Source organism: Mesorhizobium sp. B2-1-3 (genome assembly GCF_006442495.1).
Lineage (GTDB): Bacteria > Pseudomonadota > Alphaproteobacteria > Rhizobiales > Rhizobiaceae > Mesorhizobium.
The window spans coordinates 15,815-40,164 of sequence record NZ_VFWL01000004.1 but is presented as its reverse complement, the minus strand read 5'-3'; the positions used below and the strand labels follow the sequence as shown (position 1 = coordinate 40,164).

At 64.1% G+C, this 24,350-nt stretch carries 20 protein-coding genes and 1 pseudogene; 7 read left to right on the top strand and 14 right to left on the bottom strand.

The genetic code is table 11. The features are described from left to right. Positions 1-2: 2 nt before the first annotated feature. The 8 genes from FJ973_RS09380 to FJ973_RS09345 all read right to left on the bottom strand — a co-directional run bounded on the left by FJ973_RS09380 (position 3) and on the right by FJ973_RS09345 (position 10,098). Positions 3-1,067 carry an ABC transporter permease gene (locus FJ973_RS09380; protein WP_140497803.1) on the bottom strand — a complete coding sequence of 355 codons (1,065 nt, stop codon included), beginning with the start codon at positions 1,065-1,067 and terminating at the stop codon, positions 3-5. After that, on the bottom strand, positions 1,067-2,614 hold the full coding sequence (locus FJ973_RS09375) for a sugar ABC transporter ATP-binding protein (RefSeq protein WP_140555480.1): 1,548 nt from the start codon (positions 2,612-2,614) through the stop codon (positions 1,067-1,069). Before FJ973_RS09375 ends, FJ973_RS09380 begins: the two co-directional genes overlap by 1 nt. Continuing rightward, positions 2,611-3,255 carry a DUF2291 family protein gene (locus FJ973_RS09370; RefSeq protein WP_140497807.1) on the bottom strand — a complete coding sequence of 215 codons (645 nt, stop codon included), beginning with the start codon at positions 3,253-3,255 and terminating at the stop codon, positions 2,611-2,613. Before FJ973_RS09370 ends, FJ973_RS09375 begins: the two co-directional genes overlap by 4 nt. 77 nt (positions 3,256-3,332) lie before the next feature. Beyond that, on the bottom strand, positions 3,333-4,274 hold the full coding sequence (locus FJ973_RS09365) for a D-ribose ABC transporter substrate-binding protein (protein ID WP_140555478.1): 942 nt from the start codon (positions 4,272-4,274) through the stop codon (positions 3,333-3,335). Positions 4,275-4,548: 274 nt separating this feature from the next. Next, the gene (locus FJ973_RS09360) at positions 4,549-5,376 is read right to left on the bottom strand and encodes a phosphogluconate dehydrogenase C-terminal domain-containing protein (protein WP_140555477.1); all 828 of its coding nucleotides are present in this window, start codon (positions 5,374-5,376) and stop codon (positions 4,549-4,551) included. Positions 5,377-5,471: 95 nt separating this feature from the next. After that, positions 5,472-6,521, bottom strand: a complete 1,050-nt coding sequence (locus FJ973_RS09355) for an ABC transporter permease (protein ID WP_140555475.1) — start codon at positions 6,519-6,521, stop codon at positions 5,472-5,474. Beyond that, positions 6,518-9,001 (bottom strand): ATP-binding cassette domain-containing protein, encoded by a 2,484-nt coding sequence (locus FJ973_RS09350; protein WP_140555473.1) that lies wholly within the window; start codon positions 8,999-9,001, stop codon positions 6,518-6,520. The genes FJ973_RS09355 and FJ973_RS09350 overlap by 4 nt, the downstream gene beginning before the upstream one ends. 74 nt (positions 9,002-9,075) lie before the next feature. After that, positions 9,076-10,098, bottom strand: coding sequence for an ABC transporter substrate-binding protein (locus tag FJ973_RS09345; protein WP_140520883.1), 1,023 nt, complete (start codon positions 10,096-10,098; stop codon positions 9,076-9,078). Positions 10,099-10,457: 359 nt separating this feature from the next. Here FJ973_RS09345 and nanR point away from each other — a divergent pair, with 359 nt between their 5' ends. The 4 genes from nanR to FJ973_RS09325 all read left to right on the top strand — a co-directional run bounded on the left by nanR (position 10,458) and on the right by FJ973_RS09325 (position 14,289). After that, the gene (nanR, locus tag FJ973_RS09340; RefSeq protein WP_140497819.1) at positions 10,458-11,171 is read left to right on the top strand and encodes a transcriptional regulator NanR; all 714 of its coding nucleotides are present in this window, start codon (positions 10,458-10,460) and stop codon (positions 11,169-11,171) included. 105 nt (positions 11,172-11,276) lie between these two features. Further along, positions 11,277-12,539, top strand: a complete 1,263-nt coding sequence (locus FJ973_RS09335) for a ribulose-bisphosphate carboxylase large subunit family protein (RefSeq protein WP_181170886.1) — start codon at positions 11,277-11,279, stop codon at positions 12,537-12,539. Positions 12,540-12,585: 46 nt separating this feature from the next. Then, positions 12,586-13,431 (top strand): phosphogluconate dehydrogenase C-terminal domain-containing protein, encoded by an 846-nt coding sequence (locus FJ973_RS09330; protein WP_140555469.1) that lies wholly within the window; start codon positions 12,586-12,588, stop codon positions 13,429-13,431. A 57-nt stretch (positions 13,432-13,488) separates the two neighbouring features. Further along, entirely contained in the window at positions 13,489-14,289 is an 801-nt protein-coding gene (locus FJ973_RS09325; protein ID WP_140555467.1) for a sugar phosphate isomerase/epimerase, read from the top strand. 36 nt (positions 14,290-14,325) lie between these two features. On the opposite strand, the gene mtnA is transcribed toward FJ973_RS09325, so the two are convergent. Together mtnA and mtnK are read right to left on the bottom strand one after the other, a co-directional pair. Beyond that, entirely contained in the window at positions 14,326-15,420 is a 1,095-nt protein-coding gene (gene mtnA, locus FJ973_RS09320; RefSeq protein ID WP_140555465.1) for an S-methyl-5-thioribose-1-phosphate isomerase, read from the bottom strand. After that, positions 15,417-16,688: an S-methyl-5-thioribose kinase gene (mtnK, locus tag FJ973_RS09315; RefSeq protein WP_140514666.1), complete on the bottom strand. Its 1,272-nt coding sequence runs from the start codon at positions 16,686-16,688 to the stop codon at positions 15,417-15,419. The genes mtnA and mtnK overlap by 4 nt, the downstream gene beginning before the upstream one ends. Before the next feature lie 134 nt (positions 16,689-16,822). On the opposite strand from mtnK, the gene FJ973_RS09310 reads away from it, so the two are divergent. From FJ973_RS09310 to FJ973_RS09300, 3 genes are all read left to right on the top strand, one after another. Beyond that, entirely contained in the window at positions 16,823-18,334 is a 1,512-nt protein-coding gene (locus FJ973_RS09310) for a sugar ABC transporter ATP-binding protein (protein ID WP_140555463.1), read from the top strand. A 92-nt stretch (positions 18,335-18,426) separates the two neighbouring features. After that, positions 18,427-19,422: an ABC transporter permease gene (locus FJ973_RS09305; RefSeq protein ID WP_140555461.1), complete on the top strand. Its 996-nt coding sequence runs from the start codon at positions 18,427-18,429 to the stop codon at positions 19,420-19,422. A 40-nt stretch (positions 19,423-19,462) separates the two neighbouring features. Continuing rightward, positions 19,463-20,515, top strand: a complete 1,053-nt coding sequence (locus FJ973_RS09300; RefSeq protein ID WP_140555459.1) for a substrate-binding domain-containing protein — start codon at positions 19,463-19,465, stop codon at positions 20,513-20,515. Between the two features lie 74 nt (positions 20,516-20,589). Here the strand turns inward: FJ973_RS09300 and FJ973_RS09295 are convergent. The 4 genes and pseudogenes from FJ973_RS09295 to FJ973_RS09280 form a co-directional block, all read right to left on the bottom strand. Beyond that, positions 20,590-20,857 (bottom strand): annotated as a pseudogene (locus FJ973_RS09295) (type II toxin-antitoxin system YafQ family toxin). A 1-nt stretch (position 20,858) separates the two neighbouring features. Further along, positions 20,859-21,116, bottom strand: coding sequence for a type II toxin-antitoxin system RelB/DinJ family antitoxin (locus FJ973_RS09290; protein WP_140497837.1), 258 nt, complete (start codon positions 21,114-21,116; stop codon positions 20,859-20,861). Between the two features lie 84 nt (positions 21,117-21,200). Further along, complete coding sequence (locus FJ973_RS09285; RefSeq protein WP_140555457.1) at positions 21,201-23,255, bottom strand: bifunctional aldolase/short-chain dehydrogenase; 2,055 nt, start codon at positions 23,253-23,255, stop codon at positions 21,201-21,203. 79 nt (positions 23,256-23,334) lie between these two features. Continuing rightward, entirely contained in the window at positions 23,335-24,300 is a 966-nt protein-coding gene (locus FJ973_RS09280; protein ID WP_140555456.1) for a sugar-binding transcriptional regulator, read from the bottom strand. Between the last annotated feature and the right edge of the window lie 50 nt (positions 24,301-24,350).

Here is a 24,350-nt window from a genome sequence, read left to right as displayed (position 1 = left end):
GCTCAGCCCGCCTTTGCCATCTGCATCAGGGTAACGCGCTGCTGCAGCCGGCGCTGCGCCTGGTCGACGACGACGGCGACGATGATGACGAGGCCCTTGATCACCATCTGCCAGAACGAGCTCACGCCCATCATCACCAGCCCGTCCGAAAGGATGCCGATGACGAAGGCGCCGACGATGGTGCCGCCGATCGTGCCGCGGCCGCCCGACATCGAAGTGCCGCCAAGCACCGCCGCGGCGATGGCGTTGAGCTCAAAGCTCTCGCCCGTCGCCGGATGCGAGGCCATCAGCTCCGACGAGATGATCAGCCCGACGATTGCCGCGCAGAAGCCGGAGAACATGTAGACGAACATCTTGACCATATTAACGCGCACGCCCGAGATGCGCGCGGCGCGCTCATTGCCGCCGACGGCGAAGATGTGGCGGCCAAGCGGCGTGTAGCGGGCGAGATAGGCCGCCCCCAGCGCCACCACGATCAGGATCCAGATCGAGACCGGCAGGCCGAGCAGCCGGCCGGCACCCAGGAAGCCGAAGCCGGTGGTGCCGAGTTCCGGCTTGCCGACGAGATTGGGGAAAGTGCGGCCGTCGGAGGAAAGCAGCGCGAAGCCGCGCGCCACATAGAGCACGCCGAGCGTGGCGATGAAGGGCGCGACGTTGAGCCTGGTGATCAGCAGCCCGTTGACGGCGCCGATCAGCATGCCGACCGCGAGCGTGATCAAGGCGATCTCGACGACATTGAAATAGATGGTGTAGCCGATCTGCAGGTCGATGCCGTTGAGCACGAGGTAGCCGGCCACCATGCCGCACAGGCCGACGATCGAGCCAACCGAAAGGTCGATGCCGCCGGTGATGATGACGAAGGTCATGCCCATGGCGAGAAAGGCATTGAGCGCCACGTGCTTGGCCATCAGGATCAGATTGGCGGCCGACAGGAAGTTCGGCGCCGCGATCGAGAAGAACACCAGCACGGCGATCAGCGCAATGAAGGTTCTGAGCTTCATCAGCGTCAGCAGCGCCGAGCCGCTGGAGGCGGAGGAAGCGGCAGCCTTGGCCGGAATGTCAGTCATCAGCGTTGCTCCCCATGTGCGGCCGGTCCGTGGCCCAGCGCCGACGCGGCGACGATCGCCGCCTCCGTCGCTTCGGCGCGGTCGAATATGCCGGTCAATCTGCCATTGCTCATCACCGCGATGCGGTCGGACAGCGCCATCACCTCGTCGAGGTCCGAGGTGGCGAACAGGATGCCCAGCCCGTCGCGCGAAAGCTTGCGCATGGTGCGGAAGACATCGGCCTTGGCGCCGACATCGATGCCGCGGCTGGGCTCGTCCATCAGAAGCACTTTCGGTCCGGTGAGCAGCGCCTTGCCGATCACCACCTTCTGTTGGTTGCCGCCCGACAGCGACGAGACCTCCTGCGCCGGGTCGGCGACCTTGATTGCGAGTTCCCGCACCATCTGCATCACGGCCTGCCGCTCGGCGCCGCCGCGGATGTGAAACAGGCGCACGAAGCGCGACAGGCTGGCCATCGTCAGGTTGCTGGCGACCGACAGGATCGACACCAGGCCCTCGCGCTGGCGGTCCTCTGGGATCAAGGCCAGCCCTCGCTGGATGCGGCGCGTCGTGTCGCGCTCCTTCACCTGCTTTCCGGCGATGAAGATCCTGCCGCTGGCATGGCCGTGACGGCCCATGATGCAGTCGAACAGCTCGCTGCGCCCCGCACCCATCAGCCCGTATATGCCGAGAATCTCGCCGGCGCGCAGCGACAGCGAGACGTGGTCGACCGCCAGCCCGCCGGTGACGCGTGGCAGGCAGATCTCCTCGGCGCGGAAGATTTCCGCGCCCGGCACATGGCCGTCGGCCTTGGCGAAGTCCTTGGCGTCCGAGCCGATCATCTGCCGCACGATCCACTGCGTATCGACGTTTTTCATCTGCTCCTGGCCGGTGATGCGGCCGTCGCGCAGCACGGTGATGTAGTCGCCGATGCGGATCAGTTCCTCCAGCCGGTGGGAGATGTAGACGATGGCGACGCCGCGCGCCTTGAGGTCGGCGATCACCTTGAACAGGATCTCGACTTCGGCGGCGCTCAGCGCCGAGGTCGGCTCGTCCATGATGAGGATCTTGGCGTCGAGCGAAACCGCCTTGGCGATCTCGACCAGTTGCTGCTGGCCGATGCGCAGATCCTCGACCAGCATGTCGGGCCGGATGCCGGCTTCCAGCCGCTCCAGGAATTCACCGGCCCGGCGCTCCTGTTCCTTGCGGTCGATCTTGCGGAAGCGGTTGGTGATCTCGCGCGTGGCGAAGATATTCTCGGCGACCGAAAGGTTGCCGAACAGGTTCAGCTCCTGGAACACCATGCCGATGCCGCGGTCGACCGCATCTCCCGACGACGAGAAAGAGACCTCTTCGCCTTCGAGCAGGATGCGCCCTACGGTCGGCTGCTCGACGCCGGCGATGATCTTCATCAGCGTCGACTTGCCGGCGCCGTTTTCCCCGACCAGCACGTTGACCGCGCCCTTGCGCACTTCGAAATTCGCCTGCTTGACCGCGACCGTGCCGGCATAGACTTTCGAGACATCCTCCAGCTTGAGGATGACGTCATGGCCATTGGCCTGGCTCATGGCTTCGGCCCGATCTCGGCCTCCGCCGGCGTCACCAGCGGCAGGTCCTGGCCGCCTTCGATCGTATAGGCGCCGAGCACCTTGGCGGTGCGGCCTTCCAGCGCCTCGCGCGGCAGCTTGGAGAGCACCGTCTTGGCCGCATGGGCGTTGAAAGCTTTGCCGAACTGGGCGAAGTCGATCTGGTTGGTGAAGTCGTTGAACTGGACGAAGTCGAGGCTGTCGCGCAGTGCCGTGCCGCGCATCGCCGGCCCGATCTGGACGCGCGCGTCCGCCTTGCCGTCACCCTCGACGTCGACGTCGATGGTGGCCGCGCGCGACTGCGTATTGGCGGCGACGATCTTGCCTTCGACGCGGACCGCGAAAGTCCATGGCGAATTCGCCTGCTTCTTCGGATTGCCGTATTTGGCGCCGGCCGCGGCCGGATCGGTCTTCGCCAGCGCATGGACCTCGGCGAACGGTCCAGCCTTCTGCTGCAGATAGGGAATGACTTTCGCCGCCCAGATGTCCTCGACCATCTTGTCGGAGTTGAAGGCGGAGGCATTGCCGTCGCCTTGCGCCGATGGCGTCGGAAGGATCTTGCAGGCGCTGAGCGCGATGCCGGCGGTCAGGGCAAGGATCGGCCAACTCGGCTTTTTCTGCATGGCGGTCAAGGGCATCCTGGTGAAAAGGAGCGAGGGACGAACCTCGGTTCGCCCCCCGCTGTTCGCGTTGCGCCGGCTCAGTTCTTGAGCGCGAAGGTTTCCAGCTTGGCGGCATTGTCGCCATTGATGAGCACGCAGTCCATCAGCTGCTTTTCCTTCTCGGGCGACTTCTTGTTCTTGATGAAGTCGTTGGCCTGTTCGACCGCCATCTGCGCCTGTGCGTAGGCAGGCTGCAGCACCGTCGCCTTGATGCCGCCCGAGATGATGGAATCGCGCACGTCGTTCGATCCGTCGAAGCCGACGACGATGACGTCCTTGCGGCCGGCCGCGGCAAGCGCCGCATAGGCGCCCATCGCCATCGTGTCGTTGCCGGAGATGACGCCCTTGATGTCAGGATTGGCCTGCAGGATCGATTCCATCTTGGAATAGGCCTCGGTCTGGCTCCAATTGGCCGACTGCTGCGCGACCATCTTCAGGTCCGGATAGTCGTCGATGACGTCGTGATAGCCCTTGGAACGGATGCCGGCATTGGTGTCGGATTCCTTGCCGACCAGCTCCACGAAATTACCCTTCTCGCCCATCAGCTTGACGAATTCCTGCGCGCCGAGCTGGGCGCCCTGGTAGTTGTTGGAGACGATCTGAGCCACCGCGACGCCGGTGGCGTTGATCTCGCGGTCGATAAGGAAGGAGGGGACGCCGGCGTCCTTGGCCTTCTGCACGGCGGCGACGGTGGCGTCGGCACCGGCATTATCGAGGATGATCGCCTTCGCGCCTCGGCCGATCGCGGTGTCGATCAGCTCGGACTGCTTGTTGGCGTCGTCGTCATGGACCAGCACCAGCGCCTCGTAGCCCAATTCCTTGGCCTTGGCTTCGGCGCCGACGGCTTCCGCCTTGAAGAACGGATTGTCGTGCGATGGGGTGATGATGGCGATGAGATCCGCCGCGTAGGCGGGCATCGCCGTGCCGAGTGCCAGCACGCCTGCGAAGGCAGCAAGCGTCATTCTGCGTGTCAGTTTCATGAAGTCCTCCCGTTGAAACCCATGCCTCGATCGTTTCGAGGCCTCTATCTACGATTGAATTCGTCAGGCAGGGCCGGCAGCGCGCCGCCCGGATTTCAGAGCCGATCGCCGGCTGTCATCCGAACTGCTCCTCGCTCCGCTCCCGCCGTCCTCCACTCGCATCAACTTCAAACTTCCAACGAAGCATGACCGATCCGAGTCCGGGAACAGCTAAAGCTAACTGGTATAATGAGTCAACCACTAATTCAGGTGATCTGTATCTAAGCGGCGGCCCTCAGGTAATCCGCTGGATGCTGGCTGCGATCTCTTCCGGTTCGAAGACCCGCTTCCAGTCGTCGCGCATCAGCACCGGCTTGCCGAATTCGATGGCCTTGTTGCAGGCGTCGGAGAAGACGCCCTTGGTTTCACCGAAGATCACGGCGCCGAGCACATTCATGTGGCCGAGCAGGAAATCGAGGGCCGCCTGCTGGTCGACGCCCCGCGCCACGACCTCGTCGACAGCTTCCTTCATCACCACCAGCAGCGAGGCGCACACGGTCTCAGAAAGGCCGGGCTCGAGCAGCGCCATCTGCTCGACGGAAACGCGGTGCGAGCGCATCACCGGCGCCCAGATGATCTTGGCGATGGCCTCGCCCTTGGCGTAGTCCGCTTCCGGTCCCTGCATCAGTGCGCTGACCATGTGCTGCTTGGCCTTGACGCCGCCGAAATAATCCTTCTTGGCCGCCATGTCGGTTTCGTCGTTGAAGATCGGCGGATGGCAGGGGTGGGTGACGAAGTAGGTCAGGTCGGGACGATCAGGCAAATGGCCCGCAAACGGCGCCGCGGCATCGAGAACGATCACCATCGTGCCCGGCGCAAGCTTGCTTTCGATGCGTGCCGCAACCTTGCCGATATGGGTGTCCGGAACCGCCAGGATCACCACCTCGGCGCCTTCCAGCGCCTCGTCGGCACTGACCGTATCGAAGCCCAGCCCGGTCTTCAGCCGCTCGCGCCCGGCTTCGCTGACCTCGACATGGCGGATCGTATAGGGCGAGCCGCGGAAATTGGTCGAAAGGCGGTAGCCCATTTTGCCGCCGGCACCGAACAGCGCGATCGTCGTCATCTAGCCTTGCTCCTAAATATTGAACGATGGTCTCGCCAATCGTCACCTTATATACTGGTATGATCACTCTACCATCTTGGCAAGAGAAATCATTGTCACTGCGGCCTGATTGCCGCAGCGCCCGCCTTAGGTTTCGCCGTGGCGTCGCCGGCTGCGCTCTCGAGGGCGGCGGGGTCGATGGCGGCGCGCCGCGACAGCACCTGCCGGCCGGCCAGCGCCAGAACGAAAATGACCACGATGCCCTGGACGATGTCCTGCGCGCCGGGCGGCAGGCCGATGATCTGCATGGTGGTGACGATGAGGATCAAAAGGATGCTGGCGAACAATGTGCCGAGCGCCGTCGCGGAGCCGCCGAAGATCAGCGTTCCGCCCAGTACCACCGCGGCGATGGATTGCAGGAGATAGGGCTGGCCCATTTCAAGGAAAGCGCCGCCGATATAGGCGCCCAGCAGCAGCCCGTTGAGCGAAGCCAGCACCGAGGAGATGATGAAGGCCGAGGCGATGACCCGGTTGTTGCGGATCGCTGCCAGCCGCGCCGCCGCGCGGTTCTGGCCGACTGCCGAGAGCAGTTGCCCGTAAACGGTATAGCGTAGCACGAACGACGTTGCGGCGACGCCCAGGATGGCGATGACTGCCATGATCGGCACGCCCGCGACGCGGCCCGTGGCCAGCGTCTTCAACAGCGGACTGACGGCGAAGCCCGATATCGCGCGGTTCGACAGCAGCGTTGCGGTTGCCAGCACATAGCCCGTCGCCAGCGTGGCGATGATGGCCGGTATGTTCAGCCCGACGACGAGCAGCGCGTTGAGAGCGCCGACCGCAAGGCCGAGCAGGATCGCGGCGCCGACGCCGACGGCGAGGTTGGCGTCCTGGCCCTTGATGGTCAGCAGCGCCACGAAGGCGCTGAGCGTGATCACCGAGGCCACGGAAAGGTCGATATTGCCGCGCCCGGTGGTGACGACGAACATCTGGCCGATGCCGACGACCGTTAGGAACGAGGCCGACAGAACGATGCCCGACAGGCTGGAGAGGCTGAAGCGGTTGGTGACGATGGACAGCACCAGCCAGAGCAGCAGCACCCCGATCGCCGACCAGATCCAGCGGTTTTTCTGCGCCCAAGGGCTGAAGGCGGCAAATGCGTTCATTGTTCGCTCCTGCGGTCCGCGGTCAGGCTGCGCAAGGTCAGCAGCGCGATGAGGATCAGTCCCTGCGTCGCTGCGTTGAAGTCGCTGCTCACGCTCAGCGTGCCGAGCAGGGCGCCGATCAACGCCAGCGTGACCGCGCCGGCGACGGCGCCGACCGGCGAGATGACGCCGCCCAGCAGCGAACAGCCGCCCATCACCACGGCGGCGACGCTGAGCAGGGTGAACGAATTGCCGGAATTGATGTCGCTCGCCGTGTTGATCGCCGTCAGCGACAGGCCGGCGGCGGCGGCGAACAGCCCGGCGACGAGATAGCGCACCAGCGCGTAGCGCGTCGGCGACCAGCCGGAACGGATCATCGCGGTCGGATTGTTGCCGAAACCGCGCAGCACCACGCCGAGGGGCAGCCGGTCGATCACGAACATCACGACTGCCACCGCGGCGATGAGGATGATCGAGGTTGGCACAAAGCCGAGTGACCAGTTGAACATTGTCGACAGCCATTCGGGGCTGGTGCCGCCGGGCGTCGGCTGCAGCGCATAGCCTATCCCGACCCAGATGAAGGAGGCGCCCAGCGTGACGACGATGGCCGGGATCTTGCGCGCCTGGATCAGGCCGCCGAGCCCGGCATAGGCGGCGATCGCTGCCGCCAGCGCCAGGGCGCCGAGCCACGGCTGGTCGTAGAGCAGCGTGGCGCTGAGCACGCTGACGAGCCCCGCGAACGCGCCGACGCCGAGGTCGATCTCGCTGCCGCCGACGATGAACATCTGCGCCGCGGTCACCAGCACCAGCGACAGCGCCGGCATCAGCAAGAGGTCGAGCCCGAAAATGGAGGCGACCGCCGGATTGGCCGACATCATCACGGCCAGTACGGCGGCGAGGCCGATGAAGGGGGCAGCGTTCACCAGCCTGCGGGCAAGCCCGGCGCCGACAGCGCCGCTGCGTCTCGCACTGGCAGCTTTATCCGTCTGCTGGGCAAAGGACGCGCCAACGACGGCTGATTCCGTGATCGCTTCGCCGGCCAGTTCCTTGACGATGCAGCCGCCGGAAAATACCAGCACGCGGTCGCAGGCCAGGAGTTCGGCATCTTCGGTCGTGTGCCAGATGAGCGTGCGCCCGCCTCGCGCAATGTCGTTGCAGAGGCGGTAGAAGTCCTGCTTGGTGGCGATGTCGACGCCGCGCGTCGGGTCGTCGAGCAGGACGATCGGCGTGTCGGCGACGAGCGCCCGGGCGACCAACGCCTTCTGCTGGTTGCCGCCGCTGAGCTCCAATATGTTGGATCCGAAGCGGGTCTCGTCGAGCCGCAGCCGGCCGGCGGCGTCCGCCGCTGCCGCGCGGTTGGCGCGGTCCGAGACCAGGCCCAGCGCCGGGCGGCGCGCCAGGGCGCCGATGCTGATGTTTCCCAGCACGCTCCACAAGGGGAACACGCCTTCCTTCTGGCGGTCGCCCGCGATGAAACCGGCTTCACCGTTCCTGGCGACGGCCGCATCCGTTCCGGAATCGGGCTTGAAGATTGCGTGCAGCAACTCCTTCTGGCCGCTGCCTTCGAGGCCTGCCAATCCGATGATTTCACCGCGGCCGATCTCGATGTCGCGGCCGAGTTCGGCCGTCAGGAACCCGGACAATCGCACCAGCGCTTCGCGGCTGCCGGTGGTGGCGGTACCATGCTGGTGGATCGAGTTGGCGTCGCCCCCCATGAGCTGCACCAGCCTGCCGATCGACGTCTCGGCCACATCGCCGCGCCAGGCGGTGCGTCCATTGCGCAGCACGACCACCTGGGTGGCGATGTCGATGATTTCCTGAAGCTTGTGGCTGATGAAGATGAAGGCGAGGCCGGATTTGGCCCGCTCGCGGATGAAGGCCCGCAACTGTCTCGAGCGATCGAGATCGAGCGAGGAGGTCGGTTCGTCAAGAACGATCAGCTTGACACCGGGGGTCGCGGCGGCGCGCGCAATCTCGACCATTTGCCGTTCGGCGATGGAGAGGTGGCCGACTTCGGCATTCACATCGATGCCGTTTGCGGGGAAGACGGCGTCCAGCGCCGAGCGGGCGCGCGCCCTGTAGAGTGCCCGCCAGCCCGGCCGGTTGGCGGCATCCGCCGGAATTTCCAGGAAGAAGTTTTCGGCCACCGAGAGGTTGGCGCACAGCGACAATTCCTGGTGCACCATGCGGATGCCGCGGCGCTGTGCTTCCGCCGTGTCGTAGCCGGCGAAGCCGATATTCTGGCCGGCAAACGAAATTGAGCCCAGGGTCGGCCACATCGCCCCGCACAGGATGCGCATCAGCGTCGATTTGCCGGCGCCGTTGCCGCCGACCAGCCCGATGATCTCGCCGGCGGAGACGGCGAGGTCGATCTCTGCATTCGCCAGCGTCGGTCCGAAGCTCTTGGTGATCCCGGAAAGCGAAACAACGCTCTGCCGGGCCGGATCGGCGAGCACCGCGGCGGCTGCGCCTTCCGGGGCGGCTACGGCGAGATGGGACATTCGTCCTCCGTTTCTTCACGGGCAGGGACCGGGCGCGGCCGTTCTGCGGCGCCCGGTCCCTGGCATTGCCAACCTTACTTGCTCAGCAGGTTCTGCTTGACCCAGTCGAGCGAATAGCTGGGGCTGATGATCTGGCCGCCCGGCAGCTTTGCATATTCCTTGAGGTTGCCGGCATCGACGGTGGCCACCGGCATGATCATCATCTTGGGTGCCTTGGCGCCCTTGAGCAGCGACAGGCCGAGCCAGAACGCGGCGCCGCCAATGCCGGGCGTCGTGTTCATGGACACCGTCTGGTAGCCGTTCTTGGCATTCTCCTCGGCCCACCATTTGACGAAGTCGGTGCCGCCGCCGCCTTCGATGATCGGCATCTTGCCGGCATAGTCGCCGCCATACTGGACGAACGCCTGGGCGATGCCGACATCGTCGCTGCCGCCTTGTGCGAGCACGGCGTCGACATGCGGCAGGGAGGGCAGCACGTTGGCGATGGCCGCCTGCGCGACCGACGCGGTCGCCTGGCCGTAGACCGTGGCGACAACCTTGATATCGGGATATTTGGCCAATACCGACTGTTGCGCGTTGAACATGTCGTTGTCGGGCGCCGAACCCTTGACGCCGCGCACCTGGATGACGTTGCCCTTGCCGCCGATCATCTTGAAGACGGCCTCGGCCTGGGCTGCCTTGTAGCCCTTGAAGTCGAAGTTGAGCTGGTAGTTGCAGGGCGCCGAGGCGACCGAATCGAACGAAACGACGATGATGCCGGCCTTGCAGGCTTTTTCGATGATCCCGTTGACCGCGGTTTCCGACGCGGCATCGACGGCGAGCACGTCGACCTTCTTGAGGATCAGCTCGGCGATCTGGCTGTTCTGCTGCGCCACCGAGCCGTCGCCGTTCATGACGATGTAGTCGGCAATCTGACCGGCCGCCTTGGCTTCCTTGGCCGAGGCTTCGAAAGCCTCCACCATCTGGTGCCGCCAGGTGTTGCCGTAATAGGCGTTGGCGAGCGCGATCACCGGCGCATCCGGTGACGCCATTGCCGGCACAGCCGAGACGCTGACCAGCGCGGCGCCGGCAAGCGCCGCCACGGTTGAAAACTTCATGATATTTTCCTCCCAAAAACACCGGCCGATACGTCGGCCTTCTGCCATTCCTTTACGACGTCCTCCGAAAGACGCCATACCAGCTACATGTTATACCAGCATACCAAATAGGCAAGCGGGCACCGGAACCTCGATTGCCGAAACCTCCTTCGATTTAAGGACGAGACGAAGCTCGGCCGTCAGCTTCGTTCTTTCCTTGGCCAAACGGAGCCGGCCTGCTCCAGCAACTGGCGACCAGTCCAAAGTCGGCCGTAGACGGACGTTAGGTCATCATATATGTAATGTCAATCGATGGCGCGACCCTTGTCCGCCGACGCGACTCGGGATCGATTATGCCGCGAACACCCAGGGAGGAACGGATGGAGCCGGTCCAGAAAAAGAAATTATATGTGGAGGTGCTTGACCGGTTGATGGCGGCAATCTCGACATCCGAATTCCCGCCCGGCTCTCAATTGCCGTCGGAAAAGGAACTGATGACGATGATCGGCGTCGGCCGGCCCTCGATCCGGGAAGCGATGCTGTCGCTGCAGCAGATGGGACTTATCAGGATCTCGCACGGAGAACGTGCCCGCGTCATCAATCCGACGCCTGATGTCATCGTCGATCAGGTCTCAGCGGCGATGGTCATGATGCTGGCGACGAACTCTCGCGGGCTTGAAGAACTCAAGGAAGTCAGGCTCTTGCTGGAAACCGGCCTGGTTCGGATAGCCACGCGGCGCGCTACGGCCAAGAGTTTGGAACGCCTCGCGGAGACCTTGCGTCATTTGCGCGAGGCAAAGGGCGACCAAGCCCGGTTTGTAGCTGCCGACATGGAGTTCCACGCCGTCATTGCGGAGATGAGCGGCAATTCGATGATAGCGGCGGTGGCGAAGGGAATGCTCGAATGGCTGTCCCGTTTCAAGCGGGATCTGGTGGCGATGAAAGGCGCCGAGCGGCTGACGGTCGAGGAGCATGAGCGGATCTACAAGGCAATCGCCGGCGGCGATCCGGAAGGCGCGAGCGCGGCAATGGCCGACCACATTGGCCGCGCCAACGAGCTCTATTCGAAACTGGCCGGCGGCGGAGCCGGCTGAGCGGCCGCCGAAATTTTTTTGCCCGAGAAAACTCATATGATGACATGATTTCTTTTTGGTGCTAACGGTCACTCCGTGAACGTCATTCCAGTCGGGAAGCCTGCATTGTTCGGTCGCCTCCGCGCCACCTATCTGATCGAAACCCGCTACCCGCTGGAGGTTGCCGCGGCTGCGATGGCGGGCGAACAATCAAGCGGGACTTTCCGCGCCATACCCGGAGAAACGCCGGAGCTGCTGCGCAAGTTCGGAGCCCGCGTCGAATTCATCAGCGATGTTGCCGAGGTCGACAGCGAGGCGTTGCCGTTCTCGCGCTCGCCAAAAAATGCGACCGTGAGGCCGCGCCGGGCCAAGGTGGGCCTTTCCTGGAACATCGAGAATACGGGGACAGTGCTGGCTTCGGTCTGGTCGACGGTTCTCGGCAATCTGTTCGAGCTGCATCATTTCTCGGCCATGCGTCTCCTCGACGTTACCTTTCCCGATGCCTTCGCGGATGCCTACCCAGGGCCGGCCTTCGCCGTCGAGGGAACGCGTCGCCTGACCGGCGTCGACGGGCGTCCGCTGATCGGCACCATCGTCAAGCCGAGCGTTGGTCTTACCCCGCAGGAGACGGCGGCCCTGGCCGACACGCTGATTGCCGCGGGGCTTGATTTCATCAAGGACGACGAATTGATGGGGGACCCTCCGCATTCGCCGTTCGAACACCGGTTCGAAGCGGTCATGGCGGTGATAGACAGGCACGCCGACAGGACCGGGCGCAAGGTCATGTATGCGGCCAACATTTCCGGTGACATCGACGCCATGCGTCGCCAGCTGGATCTGATCGAGCGCCGTGGCGGGACCTGCGCCATGCTGGTCCTGAATTCCGTCGGCCTGTCCGCCGTCATCGAGATGCGCCGCCACTCCGCCGTTGCGCTGCACGGCCATCGGGCCGGATGGGGCCTCTTCAGCCGCTCTCCCGATCTCGGCATGAGCTATCTCGCCTATCAGAAATTCTGGCGTCTGGCGGGCATCGACCACATGCACGTCAACGGGCTGTCCAACAAGTTCTGCGAGCCGGACGAATCGGTGATGGCGTCGGCCCATGGCTGTCTCACCCCGATGTTCGAGCGGGCTGGCCGTCCCGATACGGTCATGCCGGTGTTTTCGTCTGGACAGACCGCTGTGCAGGCGGCCGAGACCTATACGAGGCTCGGCTCGGACGATTTCATCTATTGCTGCGGCGGCGGGATCATGGCGCATCCAGGCGGGCCGGCCGCCGGCGTTCGAAGCCTGCATGATGCTTTCGAAGCCGCGGCGGCAGGGGTTCCCGCACGCGACTACGCCGCCACGCATCCGGAGCTCGAAGCCGCGCTGCAAGCGTTCGGCTGAATCTGCGCCATCGGCGCGCCATCAAGGCAAATGGGAGAGAAAGCAAATGACGACATCCGTGGCGGTGCTTGGGGCCGGAGGGAAGATGGGCTTCCGCGTGACGCGCAAGTTGATCGAAGCGGGCTACGATGTCCGCGCCGTGGAGATCGGCGAGGCCGGCCGCAAGCGGCTGGGAGAGGCCGATATCGGCGCCGTCGCCATGGACGAGGGCATTCCCGGCGCCAAGGTGGTGGTAATGGCCCTGCCGGACAATACCATCGGCCAGGTGGCGCGGCAGATCTCGCCGATGCTTGCCGCGGGCACCATGATCCTTATTCTGGATGCGGCAGCGCCCTATGCCGGCGACTTGCCCGCGGATCGGCCGGATCTCACCTATTTCGTCGGCCATCCCTGCCATCCGCCGCTGTTCGGCGAAGAGACGGAATGGGCCGCGCGTCGCGATTACCATGGCGGCATCGCCAGGCAATCGATCGTCTGTGCCCTGATGCAAGGTCCGGAAGAGCACTATGCGCTTGGCGAGGAAGTGTGCAGGGCCATGTGGTCGCCGATCATCGACAGCCATCGCGTCACGGTCGAACAACTGGCGATCCTGGAGCCGGGCCTGTCCGAAATGGTGGCCATGCCCTTCGTCGACACCATGGTCGAGGCCGTCGAGGAGTGTGAGCGCAAATATGGCATTCCCAGACAGGCCGCGCTGGACTTCCTGATAGGGCATCTGAACGTCGAGATCGCCATGTGGTTCGGCTTCTCTCCGAAAGTGCCGTCCGATGCGGCGCTGAGGCTGATGCGATTCGCCAAAGGCGTCGTGGTCCGGGACGACTGGCGCGAAGCGCTGTCTCCTGCCAAGGTCAAGGAAGCCTCGGAATTGATCGTCTACGGCAAGGGAGCCTGAGCCCTGCCTTCGCCGCGCCGGACCTCGGTATCGACCGCGCTCTTCGATGGCTATCCCATGGAATTGGCCCTCGAGGAGATTGCGGCGGCCGGCGCCCTCCATGTCGAGCCGGCCTTCATCCGCGGCTATGTCGATTTCGACGAAGGCATGTTTGCGGCTGCGCACGCCGCGAAGTTGCGCCAGGCAGCGGAACATGCCGGGCTGGGGATCAATGCCGTGTCGGCTCATCTCGACCTGTCGGGGGCCGATGCCGTCGACGCCTTGTCCCGCCGCATCGGCTTTGCCGCCGGTCTTGGCGCGTCCTTCCTGATTACCAATGCCGGCCCGGCGAGAAACAGCGCGGCGATCCGCAAAACGATTGACGCCCTCCTGCCGAGGCTGGAGGAAGTCGGCATCGTCCTGGCGCTTGAAAACCCCGGACATGGCCAAGGCGATCTGCTCGGCAGTGCCCGGATGGGGGCAAGCTTCATTCGGGACATCGGATCGCGACACGTGCGCCTGAACCACGACGCCGGAAATGTCTTTACCTACAGCAACGAGACGGTGCAGCCGGCGCAAGATATCGCTGATGCCATCGATGCCGTTGGGCATGCCCATCTGAAGGATGTCGTCAGCACCGGGGAGGGATGGACATTTTGCGCCATCGGCGACGGCTCGATGGGCTACGGACCGTACTGGGCAACGCTTCCCGCGACGCTGCCGGTCAGCATCGAACTGCCATTGCGGCTGCGGCGCCCGCAGCGCCGTGATCCCCAACGGCGGAGCGCGCCGGTGGATATGGCCACCATTCGGAGCGCGCTGCGGCGTTCACTGGATTTCGTCAACTCGCTGGAGATCGCAAAGAGCAGCACCTTCTGAACGCGAAAGGTGGTTCCTGGCCTTTGCGAGAGCCGGCTATCCCCGCTCCGGGAACATCTCCTTTAGGCTCGCGCGCGAGGCCTTGGCGACGCCCCGTTCGGTAATCAGGCCGGTGACCAGCCGCGCCGGCGTCACGTCGAAGGCGGGGTTTGCCGCGCGCGTCGCTTCCGGCGAGACGCGCACCTGGGCGATCTCGCCGCTCGCGGTCTTGCCCCACACCAGCGAAACCTCGTCGCCCGAGCGTTCCTCGATCGGGATTTCGGCAAGCCCGTCGCCCACCGTCCAGTCGATGGTCGGCGAAGGCAGCGCGACATAGAACGGCACGTCGTTGTCTGCGGCGGCGAGTGCCTTCAAATAGGTGCCGATCTTGTTGCAGACGTCGCCGTCGGCCGTCGTGCGGTCGGTGCCGACGATGACCATGTCGATTGCGCCGCGCTGCATCAGATGGCCGCCGGCATTGTCGACGATCAGCGTATGCGGCACGCCGTGGCCGGCCATCTCCCAGGCCGTCAACTGGGCGCCCTGGTTGCGCGGCCGCGTCTCGTCGACATAGACATGGACCGGAATGCCGGCCTCCGTTGCCAGGTAGATCGGCGCGGTGGCCGTGCCGTAGTCGACGGTAGCCAGCCAGCCGGCGTTGCAATGGGTCAGGATGTTGACGGTTTCGCCCGGCTTTTTGCGCGCCGCGATGTCCTTGATGATGGCGAGACCGTTCTCGCCGATGGCGCGATTGAGCCCGACATCCTCGTTGGCGATCTCGCTGGCGCGACGATAGGCGGCTGCGGCGCGTTGTTCCGTCGGCAGCGGCCGCAGGAACCGCCGCATCTCATCCAGCGCCCAGCGCAGATTGATCGCCGTCGGACGCGTCTCGTGGAGCGTCTCCCAGACGGCATCGAGCGCGGCATCCGCCGGATCGTCCGCCATCTGCATGGCAACGCCATAGGCAGCGGTGACACCGATCAGCGGCGCGCCGCGCACCCACATGTCGCGGATGGCGGTGGCGATGCCATTAACGGTGTCGACCTTCACGATACGGAAGTCATGCGGCAGCCAGCGCTGGTCAATGATCTCCACCGAGCGCCCATCGTCGCTCAGCCAGATGGTGCGATAGTGGCGCTCGCCGACGTTCAAATGCGGTTCTCCTGTTCGATCAGCGCGGCCAGGTTGTTGACCTCGTCGATGCTGTGAATATGACGCCTGTTGACGGCGATGTGGCGGCCGAACTTCAGCGCCCTCGCTTCACATGTGGCGCGCAGGTCTTCGTCGGCAATGGTTTCGAAATCGGCATTGTGGGCGAGGCCGAGGATGCGCCGGTGCACCTCGATGCCGGCAAAGCCGAGGAGGTCGTCCCATATCTGGTGCAGCACATGGTCGAGCGCCTGTTCTGCGCCCAGCCTGTCGCCCTGATCCTCGAACAGGCTCTTTTGATAAAGCATGCCGTTGCGCTCCGTGCGCCACAGATGCGAGAATTCGGTGCGGAACACCGACCACGTCTGCGCCGTGACATCGAGCAGATAAGCGCGCATGGCGTCGCGCTTGCCGCTCTGCTCATGACCCCGCTGCGAGAAGAAGGCCATCCAGAAATTGGCGAGCAACATGCCGACGTCGAACGCCATCGGCCCGTAGAAGGCGAATTCAGGGTCGATCATCCTGGTCTCTGTATCCGTGACCATGATCGAGCCGGAATGCAGGTCGCCATGCAGCAATGTCTCTGCATTGGCGGCGAAAAGATGCTTCAGGCGCTGCGCTTCCACCTTGAGGTCGCGGTCGGCGCGCAACTCGGCGACCAGGGCGTCGAGTTGCGGCGAAGTGTGCCGGTTCATCTTGGCGTCGAAATAGGGGTCGGAGAACACCAGATTCTCGGTGATGTCGCACAGCTCGACATTGTCGGCGAACAGCGCCAGATCCGCTTTGCGATCCTTGGTCACCATCGAGAAGTCGGAGCCGCGGAACAGGGTGCGGGCCATGAACAGCCCGATATCCCTGGCGATGTTCGGCAATTGCCGGCCCTCGATCAGCGCCCGCCGCAAAATGATGTGCGGCGACAGATACTCCATGATGATCAGCGCCTGGGTCTCGTCGAAATGGTAGATGGCCGGCACCGAGCCCGGCGCGCGCGCCTCCTGCCGCGTGAGCGCGTGATATTCGAAGAAGGAACGCTTCAGCGGCAGCGGCCAGCTGTCGCCGACCAGCCGGACATAGGGCAGGGCCTGCTTGACGACAGCCGCGCCCTTGTCGCCCTCGACGATGAAGACGAGGTTCAGATTGCCATCGCCGACCTCGCGCACCTTCCAGCGGCTGGTGTCCTCGCCGATGCGCTGGGTGAGCGCTTCGTTGCTGCCGAGCCGCGTGGCGAGCGTCTCCACCGACAGTGCTTCGAACGGCGTTTTCCCGGTCATCCTCACCTCTCCTGCTCGTCCCTCATAATAGCGGAGCCACGGCGGCGGGGCCAAGCTAGGTAGCGCACTGGCAATTGTCAATCGTGTTGACAATTGCCGATGTAGCCCATAGCGTCACCGTCAGGGAGGAACGCATGGTCGGCAATGCCGTGTTCCGCGTAGAGGGACTGAGGAAATCCTTTGGCCGCAACGAGGTGCTTGGCGGCGTCTCGCTCGAACTCCATGCCGGTGAAGTGACCGTCCTGATGGGTGCCAACGGCGCCGGCAAATCCACCCTCGTCAAGATCGTCAGCGGCGTCTACGAGCGCGACGGCGGCACCGTGACCCTGGCCGGCCAGGACTTTGCGCCGGGAAGACCGGCGGAAGCGATCCGCGCTGGCGTCGTCACCGTTCACCAGAACATCAATGACGGTGTCGTCGCCGACCTTGACGTGGCGACCAACCTGACATTGGACAGGCTGAGCGGCAGTGGCGCCCCGGTGCTCTTCAACCCGGTCCGTGTGCGTCGCGAGGCCAAGGCGGTTGCCGACCGCATGGACCTGGCGATCGACTTGAAGGCGCGCGTCAGCGATCTCTCGCTGGCCGATCGCCAGATGGTGGCGATTGCCCGCGCGCTGGCACATCAGCCGAAAGTGCTGATTCTCGACGAACCGACCTCATCGCTATCGAGTGCCGAAGCCGATCGGCTTTTTGCGCTGGTCGACAGGCTGCGCGCGCAAGGCGTGGCGATCCTCTATATCTCGCACCGCATGTCCGACATAAGGCGGCTTGCCGACCGCATCGTCTCGATGCGCGACGGCGCCGTGTCCGGCGTCTTCGACAAGAAGCCGCTCGACTACGAAGGCGCGGTCAATGCCATGCTCGGCCGCAAGATCCACCTCGACCAGATCGTCGTCAGGCATTCGGCCCGGGCGGTGCTGACTGTCGAGGGCCTGCGTATCGCCCAGGGCGCCAGGCCGATATCGCTGACACTTGGCGACGGCGAGGTCGTTGTCATCACCGGGCTGGTCGGCGTCGGCAAGACAGCGCTTGCCGAGACGCTGTTCGGCGTGCGCAGGCCTCTCGCCGGCACCATGACGATGAACGGCAAGCCCTACGCGCCGCGCTCGGCTGGCGACGCGATCGCCGCCGGCGTCTTCCTCGTCGCCAAGGATCGCGCCACCAGCGGCATCGTCGGCGGCTTCAACATCGAGCGCAATGTCAGCCTGCCGTTCCTGAGGCGGATGTCGAACCTGGGCGTGCTCAAGCGCCGCCTGGAACGCGCCACGGCGCGCCGGCAGATCCAGGAATTGGGCATCGTCTGCCGCTCCGAGAAGGACGAAATGTCGGCATTGTCCGGTGGCAACCAGCAGAAGGTGATGGTCGCCCGCTGGATGGCGCAGGATGCAAGCCTGTTCATTCTCGACGAGCCGTTTCAAGGCGTCGACATCTCGGCCAGGCGCGACATCGCAGCCAAGCTGAGGGCAAGCGCCAATGGCCGCGCGACGCTTTTGTTCGTCACCGAACTCGACGAGGCGCTGGAGACGGCCGACCGTATCCTGGTGATGTCGGAGCAGACCATTGTCGGCGAACACCGCAACGCGGACATCGATCTCGATCGCCTGCTGGCCGAGGTGGCCGGCGGGCCGCTGCACAGCGCGGCGTGACGGGCTGGAATTGAAGAACTGGCGATGACAATTGGAATGGAGAGCATGGGTTCGAGTTGGGTAAAAACGGCAGCGGCGCGCGGGGGCGCTGAATGACGCGGCGCAACCACGCCATCCGCTACGGTTTCATCGTCCTGTTGTTCGGGCTCGTCGCTTATTTCGCGATCGCCGCCGACGGTTTCGTTTCGCCGCAAAGCGCGGTCTTCATTTTTCAGTCGGTCGCCATCACCGGCGTGCTGGCGCTTGGCGTCACCGCCACGCTGGTCGTTGGCGGCTTCGACCTGTCGATCGGCTCGGTCGCCACGTCAGCCATGATGGCTGCGGCCTATGTGATGGTGGTGCTGGAGCAGAACGCTGTCGTCGCGGTCATCGTCTGCCTGCTGATCGGCGTTATTGTTGGGCTCATCAATGGTTGGCTGATCGTCTATATGCGCGTGCCGGACCTGCTGGCGACGCTCGGCATGATGTTCCTGCTGGTCGGCCTGCAGCGCATCCCGACCGAAGGCCGCTCGATCGCCACCGGCATGACCATGCCCGATGGCTCGGTCGCCAACGGCAAGTTCGGCGAGGCGTTCCTGGCGCTCGGCCGCCACCGCTTCGACTTCTTCATTCCCAATCTCGTTCCGGTCTCGGTCGTCGTCCTCGCGGTGCTCGCGGTGCTGATCTGGTTCTTCCTCGAATACACCCGCTTCGGCCGCATGATGTATGCCGTCGGCTCCAATGAGCGCGCCGCCGAACTCGCCGGCGCGCCTGTCAAGGCATACAAAATCTGGGCCTATATCATTTCAGGAGTTTTTGCCTCGATCGGCGGTATTTTGCTCGCCGCCCGGCTTGGACGCGGCGACATCGCCTCGGGTAATAACCTTCTGCTCGACGCCGTCGCCGCGGCGCTCATCGGCTACGCGGTGCTCGGCGCCGCCAAGCCGAACGCGTTCGGCACGGCCGTCGGCGCCGTGTTCGTCGGTGTCCTGCTGCAGGGCCTGACGATGATGAACGCGCCGTACTACACGCAGGATTTCATCAAGGGCGCCGTTCTGGTCGTCGCCCTTGTCTTCACCTTCGCTCTTTCCGGCAGGGGCAGGACATAGATTTCGACCGGGTTGCATTTCAACAAGTGGAGGAAACGACGTGAACATCACAAGAAGACTTTTGGGCAAGGCAGCACTCGGGCTCGCCGGCGCGGCGTTGCTGGTGCAAGGGACGGCCCTGGCTGCCGATCGCCCGGCGCCGTTCGACAAGCCAGGCGTCAAGATCGCCTTGGTGCGCTATCTCTCGACCGGGGATTTCTTCCAGGCCTATCTGTCCGGCGTCGAGGCGCAGGCCAAGGCCCTTGGCGTCGACCTGCGCGTGCTCGACAGCCGCCAGGACGCCGCCCTCCAGGCCGACATGGTCGACCAGGCCATCGCGCTCGGCGTGCAGGGTATCATCATCCAGCACGGCCTGACGGAATCGATGAAGGACGCCGCCCAGCGCGCGGTCGACGCCGGCATCAAGGTGGTCGCTTTCGACGTCAACGTCGAAAACCCCAAGATCCCGCAGATCGAGCAGTCAGACCGCGACCTTGCGCGCCTCGCGCTCGAGCAGGCGGTCAAGGATAATGGCGAGAGCTGGAAGGCCGGCTATGTCTATGTCGCGGGCATCGCCCCGCTCGACCGCCGCAATGAGACATGGGTCGACGTGAAGAAGAAATACTCGGGCATCAAGGAAGTCGCCATGTTCGGCACGCTGGACAACCCGATCGCCAACTCGGTCGCCAACCAGGCGCGCTCGGTGCTGACCGCCCATCCGGACATCAAGGTGATGTTTGCTCCCTATGACGAGTTCGCCAAGGGCGTGAAGATCGCCGTCGACGAGGCGGGCCTGAACAAGGACATCAAGATCTATTCGGCCGACATCTCGACCTCCGACATTGCGGCGATGCGCGAGCCCGACAGCGCCTGGGCGGCAACCGCGGCCACGAACCCGGCCGTCGTCGGCCAGGTCTCGGTGCGTGCGCTGGCGCAGCTGCTGGCCGGCGAAGACCCAGGCCACAACGTCGTCGTGCCGCCGACGCTGATCACCCAGAAGGACCTTCTCGACAAGGACATCAAGAATATGGAGGACCTGTCGGCCAAGCTGCCGCAGTTCGCCCACGCCGATGTCGCGATGCCGGCCTGGATGCCGAACCCGAACGCGAAGTAGGCCAATCGATATTGCAATTCGCTCACACTTGGAACAGCCGCTTGCAGCAACTGCAGGCGGCTTTTTTGCTGTCTTCATTCGTTGAACAGATCGGAGTAGGAGCCGGTGCGGGCAAGCCGCAGCTCATCGTCGGCAATGCGGTAGATCAAGAGCCAATCCGGTTCTACATGCGCATCCCGATAGTCTTTCCAGTCGCCTTTTAGAGGGGTGATCCTTATAACGCGCCGGCAGTCCGGCGATGAGCAGGCCCAACAACTCGCGCAATTTAGCGAGGTCTTTGCCACGCTTCTCCATGCGCTTAACGTCCCTGCGGAATTGCCCGGAGTGAACGGGCGTCGGCATGTCAGATGCCCAAATCCTTGAACAATTCGTCGGCTGACGCGAAACGCTTGCCTTTGCCTTTTTCCAATTCGGCCATGGCCTTTTGGGTGGTTGCGTTCGGCACCTTCACCGGAAAGGGAAATTCCTTGTCGGCGGCGACGCGGACCAGCAGCAGGCGAATGGCGTCGGAGACCGACAGTCCCATTGCCGCCAGGGCTTCGGTAGCCTGGTCCTTTGTCGCGGCATCAATTCGAGCGCGGACAACCGTATCCGTAGCCATGTTGCGACTCCTTACTGTTGAGCCACAATGTAGCTACAAACGGGTGTTCTTGCAAGCCTGCCGTCTGCGCTGTGCGTGACCGTGCTACCGCAGCGCCGCCGCGATATTGCCGCCGTCGACCGTCGTTACGTCGGCGGTTGTGCGGTCGGCCAGCGCGTGGTGCAGGAAAGCCTGCGCCACGTCCTGCGCCGTCACCTCCTGGCCGAGCAGATTGCCGGACATGTACTCTTTTTCCGACACGCCGCGTGCGCCCGATCGGCTGGCGATCATGGCGTCGGTCAACAGCCCGGAGCGGATGCGGTCGGCATTGACGGCGTTGGAACGGATGCCATGCGCGCCGTAATCCAGTGCATATTGCCTGGACAGGAACAGCGTCGCCGCCTTCGGCACGCCGTAGGCGCCGAATTTCGGACCCGGATTGACCGCCTGCTTGGAGGTGTTGAACAGGAGAGCGCCGCCGGTACCCTGTTCGAGCATGATGCGCACCGCGTTCTGCGCCACCGACTGGTGGGCGAAGAAATTGAGCTCGAAGCTCTTGCGCAGCAGCGCGTCGTCAAGTTCGCCGATCCGGCCTTCCCAAGCGGCACCGGCATTGGACACCACTATGTCGACGCCGCCATACACGGCGACCGCCTTGTCGAAGGCTGCACGCACCTGCGCCGTATCGGTGATGTCGGCGGCGACCCCGATCGAATTGTTGCCGGCCTTCTTGGCGGTTTCAGCGGCTTTTTCGCCATCGAGATCGACGACCACCGCATGCGCGCCATTGTCCGCAAACAGCTTGGCGGTCGCCGCACCGATCGCACCGGCACCGCCAGTGATCAGCACGACCTGGCCGGTCAGCGGCTTCGGCTTGTTGGAGGCGAGTTTGGCCTGTTCCAGCGACCAGTATTCGAGCGGGAACAGGTCGGCCTTGGAAAGCGGATGAAAACGGCCGACCACCTCGGCGCCACGCACGGCCTCGATCCACATTTCGCCGACATCGGAAGCGATCCTGGCATCCTTCAGCGTGCGGCCATGGCCGAACATGCCGAGCCCCGGCACCAGCGTCAGCCGCGGCATCGGGTCGAGCATGGTGCGTTTGACGTCGTCGAGCGCGTCATTGGTCTCGAAATAGGCGCGGTATTCCTTGGCGAAGGCGTCGACATGGTTCTTGATGACGGCCTTGTAGTCGCCGGCCTTGTCCGCATCTGGCGCCGGCACCGCCATCGGCCCGGTCTTGATGCGGATCGACAGGTCCGGCGTCGACACGCCGCGCGCGGCGTAGTCGGCGATCTCGGCCGAATTGATGAAATCGACGATCGCATCCGAGGTGCGGAAATCGCTGATCATGCGGTCGAAGCGGCCTTCGCCGCGTGCCACCGCCACGGCGCCGCGCAACATAGGAGCGATGGAAGCCGGCGTCGCGAGCTTCGCCGGAAGCGCGGCCTTTGCCGCCTTGGGCTTGGCATGCTTGGCTACATACTCCTCGGCGACATTCACATAGTGGATCATCCGGTTGTAGGCCTGCTTGGCGTCGTCGCCGAAGGTGAAGATGCCGTGCTTGTCGAGGATCAGTCCTTCCACATCAGGGTCGGCATCGAAGACGTCGGCCGCCGCCTTGGCGAGGTCGAAGCCCGGCATGATGTAGGGCACGTAGCCCATCTTGGTCCCGAACACCGTCTTCACCAGCGGCTTGCTGTCTTCCTGGTCGACGATCGCCAGGATGGCGGTCGAGTGCGTGTGGTCGACGAATTTGTGCGGCAGGAAGGCATGCAGCAATGTCTCGACCGAAGGATTGGGCGAGGACGGATCGATGAGGTTCGCCCGCTGCAGCGCGACCATGTCCTCGTCGGAGAGCTTGTCCAGCGCGCGCGCCTTGATGAGCGCGCCCATCTTCACCGCCGGCAGGCCCTGCGGCTCGATGACGGCCATGTCCCAGCCGCTGCCCTTGACGCACAGCACGTCCCATTCGTCGCCGACGAGGTCGGTCGCCTTGGTCTTGCAGGAAGTGTTGCCGCCGCCATGCAGTACCAGTCGCGGTTCGCCGCCCAGCAGGCGCGTCGTGTAGACGCGCAGCGCGAGATCGCGTCCGACGCCTTTCTTTGCATAGTCGGCAACCATCTTCTCCGCGTCGCCGTCATTCCACAGGTTCTTCATTAGCTTCGTCCAGTTGCTGTCATAGTGGTGAAACAGGAATGCCGCGACGCCTTGATGACGGCCGCGGCAGGAATGGTCTCTAGGATACCTTTTTGCCTGGCGCTCCGGCATCATCCAGAAGCCGCTGCGCCATATCGGCGCCGACCACCAGATGTGTGCAAAGGCCGCCGTCGATCGCAGCGAGCAGGGGTTCGAACTTGCTGTTCTCCTGCACCACCATCAGCCGCTTCTGAATGGCGCGCAACGAGGAAAGCTCCGCCGAGATCACCCGCCTGTTGTAGCCGCAGTCGAGCACCTTGCCCTCGGCATCGATGATCTGCCCGGCAATGACGCCGGCCGCGCCCGCCTTGCGCAGGTCGGCCATTTCGTCTGATGTCAGCGCGCCGCATTTGACCAGATGGCTGTCGGCATCGACGGCGCCGACCGAATACAGCGCCAGATCGCATTCGTGGATGCTCGACAGCTGTTCGCGGATTACAGGCTCGGCGCGCAGGCCGCGCGCCAGCTCTTCGGTGGTCAGCACGAGCGGGGCGTAGAAATTGATGCCCTTGGCGTTGAGCCGCCGGGCGATCTCCATCGTGCACTGGTCGGGACGATAGGAATAGGGCGCGCCGAGATTGCCGCAGAGCTGCACCACGGTGACATCCTGGAGATCGGCGTAGGACATGATGTCGGCGATCATGTAGACGGTGCGTCCCCAGGCGACGCCGATGCGGTCGCCTTTTTTCACCAGTTCGAGAAAGACGCTCGCCGCCAGCACCGCGATGTCGGTGGCGGGATCGGCGATATGGCCGTTTTCCGGCGCGATCCAGACCGCGTCGAGACCGAGTGCATCCTCGAGCTTGCGCGCCATGACGTCGTCGGTGAAAAGCTGGGTCGAGGTCGAGATGTTGACGATGCCGGTCTCTCGCGCCTTGCGCAGATACATGGCAACGGAGGCGCGGGAAATGTTAAGCTGGCTCGCCACCTGGTCCTGGCGCAGGCCATGCGCATAATAGAGCCAGGCGGCCTTATGTATAAGTTGTTCTGCCGGTCGGATCGCCATGCCTTCTCCTCGGCTGACATTAGTCACGGCTCTCGACAAAAGTCAAACCG